This is a genomic window from Barnesiella sp. (assembly GCF_022723415.1).
GTDB classification, from domain to species: domain Bacteria; phylum Bacteroidota; class Bacteroidia; order Bacteroidales; family Barnesiellaceae; genus Barnesiella; species Barnesiella intestinihominis.
In genome coordinates, this window is record NZ_JAIJHU010000103.1 from 1 (window position 1) to 4,052 (window position 4,052).

At 39.1% G+C, this 4,052-nt stretch carries 4 protein-coding genes; 3 read left to right on the top strand and 1 reads right to left on the bottom strand.

Annotated features, from left to right (window positions below; genetic code table 11):
• Positions 1-206 precede the first annotated feature (206 nt).
• Positions 207-1,106 (top strand): CPBP family intramembrane glutamic endopeptidase, encoded by a 900-nt coding sequence (locus QVD32_RS12650; protein ID WP_021892606.1) that lies wholly within the window; start codon positions 207-209, stop codon positions 1,104-1,106.
• On the opposite strand, the gene lptB is transcribed toward QVD32_RS12650, so the two are convergent.
• Positions 1,065-1,802, bottom strand: a complete 738-nt coding sequence (gene lptB, locus QVD32_RS12655) for an LPS export ABC transporter ATP-binding protein (protein WP_371417628.1) — start codon at positions 1,800-1,802, stop codon at positions 1,065-1,067. The genes QVD32_RS12650 and lptB overlap by 42 nt on opposite strands.
• 353 nt (positions 1,803-2,155) lie before the next feature.
• Here lptB and QVD32_RS12660 point away from each other — a divergent pair, with 353 nt between their 5' ends.
• Positions 2,156-2,896 carry an MlaE family ABC transporter permease gene (locus QVD32_RS12660; protein ID WP_087879925.1) on the top strand — a complete coding sequence of 247 codons (741 nt, stop codon included), beginning with the start codon at positions 2,156-2,158 and terminating at the stop codon, positions 2,894-2,896.
• Entirely contained in the window at positions 2,896-3,684 is a 789-nt protein-coding gene (locus QVD32_RS12665; protein ID WP_008862025.1) for an ABC transporter ATP-binding protein, read from the top strand. Before QVD32_RS12660 ends, QVD32_RS12665 begins: the two co-directional genes overlap by 1 nt.
• Positions 3,685-4,052 lie beyond the last annotated feature (368 nt).

A 4,052-nucleotide genomic window follows, 5' to 3' on the forward strand; every position in this document is an offset into this window, starting at 1 on the left:
TTATATTTGCAAATATAAATATTTATCTACATTTTCAAAAATTATATTGACAAAACACGCACATATTGCTTATATTCTTTCTCTTTTGACAAACTATCCTTATATTTATTTTTGCTACCTTTGCGTAAAATATGAAACAGTTGCCACACAACCGCATATTTTAATGACATCTGCGTTATATTTGTACACGAAAAAACAATGAATACATGAGAATCTCGGGATATTGCCATAACTCATCGACAGGAATAAAGCTTATCATTCTGCTACTCTTAATTTTATGGGGAGCTCTAATCGTTGCCATTCCCATGTTTTTTGTAAAAGGCTCTAATGCATTGTTGATAGCCATGTATTTACAAAACATAGGCATGTTCATTCTCCCGGCATGGATCGCTGCGACTCTGTTTTGGGGAAATGCAGGAAAATCCCTTTATTTGAATAAAGCCCCGCGTATCATAGAATTGTTAGGGATAATCGCTTTATTCATCGTTGCGACTCCGGCTCTTAACAGAATCGTAGAATGGAATGAAGCCATGCACCTGCCCGAAGCGCTGTATAATATTGAACAATGGATGCGTCAACAAGAAAATGCTGCGACAAAGATAACCGAACAAATTCTGCAAGTAAATTCATTTTCTCATTTCTTAGCCGTCATTTTCGGGATTGGAATCCTCACCGGAATTGGCGAAGAAATGATTTTCAGAGGTGTTCTTCAACGAATCGTACAAGACAAAAATCACCGGGCACATGTAGCCGTGTGGATTTGTGCATTCCTGTTCAGTGCCATACATTTACAATTCTATGGTTTTATACCTCGATTATTATTAGGCGCATTCTTCGGATATCTATTGGTATGGAGCAAAAATCTATGGCTACCGATATTCGCCCACCTGTTCAATAACAGCACGGTCGCGTGCATTTCCTATTTTACAAATGACAAATCCCCCGATAATCTGATAGAGACGGTCGGCACGAGCGGTTCCCCTACGAGCTGGCTGGCAGGAGCGAGCCTTATCGGTACGGTAATTTTATTATACGTGCTTTATAAAAAAGTTTTTTTCTCGAAATCAAAGGAATTTTTTCCGATGGAAGATAAAATTACGCCCTAAATATTTTTCCCGGACAACGGGATTTTCTGCCAATTCCTCCGATGTGCCCTGAAAAAGTATTTTACCCTCGAATAATAAATAAGCACGGTCGGTAATACTCAGTGTTTCAGGTGCATTATGGTCGGTTATCAAAATGCCAATATTTTTTTCTTTCAGCTTATATACAATAGACTGGATATCTTCCACGGCAATAGGATCGACTCCTGCAAAAGGCTCATCGAGCATAATAAATTTAGGACTAATAGCCAAACAGCGTGCTATTTCGGTTCTACGCCTTTCACCTCCCGATAGTTGGTCTCCCAAATTTTTACGTACCTTCTGTAATCGAAACTCAGCGATTAAACTTTCCAGTTTATCCCGCTGATACTCTTTGGTGGTATGAGTCATTTCCAAGACACACCGGATATTATCTTCCACCGACAACTTGCGAAATACCGAAGCCTCTTGCGCCAAATATCCGATACCGATTTGCGCCCGTTTATAAACCGGATAATCTGTAATGTCGAGATCATTCAGATAAATATGCCCCTGATTGGGGGTTATCAATCCGGTCGTCATATAGAAAGTCGTTGTCTTCCCTGCACCATTCGGGCCCAATAATCCCACGATTTCCCCCTGTGTAACATCTATCGACACATGGTTCACAACCGTCCGCTGACGATATTTCTTTACCAAATCTTCGGTTCGCAGCACCATATTATTTTCCGAAGATTCCAAATCCGATTGAACATTCAAATGAACCTTCTCTTCGGTATTGGCAGCCACCGGTTGATGCTTAAAAAATTTGGAAAACATATTTCTACCTTTAAAATTATCTGCAAAAATAGTGAAAGGTAAGCGCAGAGGCAAGCGAAAATTGCATTTTCGACTTGACTATGCCAAACCGCATTCTATCTTCACAGAGACAAAGATATTGAAAATAGACAATCCCATCAGCCGTTTTAACGAAATAAAATGATTAAGAACTTAATTCTACTATAAAAGATAATGGCTCATCGATTCTTTTTCATTACTTTTGTTCTTCAATAATCCAATTAGCGGATATGATTATACAAGATTCATTAAAAAAGTTCGGAGATTACGTCTTGTTAATGAGACGCGTATTTACAATACCGGACCGATGGAGAGAGTTTTTCAAAAGATATATTTCCGAAATATACAAATTAGGAATAGACTCTATTCCCATCGTCATTACTATTTCCGTTTTCATCGGAGCCGTGATTGCCATACAAATGCAAAAGAATGTGGTATCGCCCATGATACCGGCCTACGCCGTAGGATTGGCTACCCGAGATGTCATCTTATTGGAATTTTCCTCTTCCATATTATGTCTGATCTTGGCCGGTAAAGTCGGGTCAAACATAGCCTCCGAAATAGGAACCATGCGGGTAACCGAGCAAATAGACGCACTTGAAATTATGGGCGTCAACTCTGCCAACCTGTTGATATTACCCAAAATCGCGGCAATGGTCTCTTTCATTCCGGTATTGGTCGTGTTCAGTATGGCGAGTGGTATTACAGGCGGATTCCTGATAGCCCAATTCACCGACATAATTTCCGTGTCAAAATACATCTATGGACTACAAAGTTTTTTTAATGAATATTACATTTGGCAAGCCATATTCAAAGCACTATTCTTCGCCTTTGTCATCAGTAGCGTAGCCTCGTACTATGGATACAAAGTGAAAGGTGGAGCACTCGAAGTCGGGCAAGCCAGTACCGACTCTGTCGTCGTAAGCAGCGTTATCGTTTTACTTCTCGACGTGGTTCTCACTCAAATTTTATTTTGATGATAGAAGTTAATAATATATCCAAATCATTCGACGGGAAAGTCATTCTACACAATGTCTCCGCCAAATTCTACTCTGGAAAGACAAACTTAATTATCGGGCAAAGTGGATCGGGCAAAACGGTATTGATGAAATGTATCGTTGGTCTCATGCAACCCGATAAAGGACAAGTTATTTATGACGGTAGAGACATCACTTCGATGTCGGCTTCACAAATTAAAGAACTTCGGAACGAAATAGGCATGCTATTTCAAGGCTCGGCCCTATTCGATTCAGAGACGGTATTGGGCAATGTCATGTTTCCGCTAAGAATGTTCACACGAGACACCTATGCCGCTTGTAAAAAAAGAGCAGAATTTTGTTTAGAGCGTGTTAATCTAAAAGGAGTTAACGATTTGTATCCGTCGGAGATCAGCGGAGGTATGCAAAAACGCGTGGCGATAGCTCGTGCCATCGCATTGAATCCCAAGTACTTATTTTGTGATGAGCCTAACTCGGGACTCGATCCGAAAACCTCTATCCTTATCGACGAATTATTAAGCGATATTACACACGAATACAATATAACGACAATCATCAATACCCACGATATGAACTCTGTAATAGGAATCGGTGAAAATATTGTCTTTATTAATAAAGGACACAGAGAGTGGGTAGGAAATCGTGCCAAAATATTCACATCATCTAACGAAGCTCTGAACGACTTTGTCTTTGCGACTCGCTTATTCAAGGAAGTAAAAGGCTATATGATCGAAGAATACCGCAAACACGAATCGGCCGATGAATGAGTATAAGTATATATTTTTTGTAGGCGATTAACTCATTAAAGTCAATCGCCTTTTATTTTTTTTTGAGAATATTTTGTTTTTTAATAAATATTCCCTTTCTTTGAGAAAAGAAACACCCCAATTTGCGTACTATGAAATTCTATCGAAATACCATGCTGATATTTTGTGCATTATTAGGATTCTCAAAAAAATTCCATTGCACAATCAATGCCATTTGGAGATGATAAGTAGCCTTACTTTCAAATATTAAATGATATAATTACTATGGGCTTATTAAAAAATAGAATAATTAAAATGGGATGCGATTTTTGGATCGATACCGAAGAAGATGCTCCCTCGGTCGTAACCCGTATGACCGGTATACAACC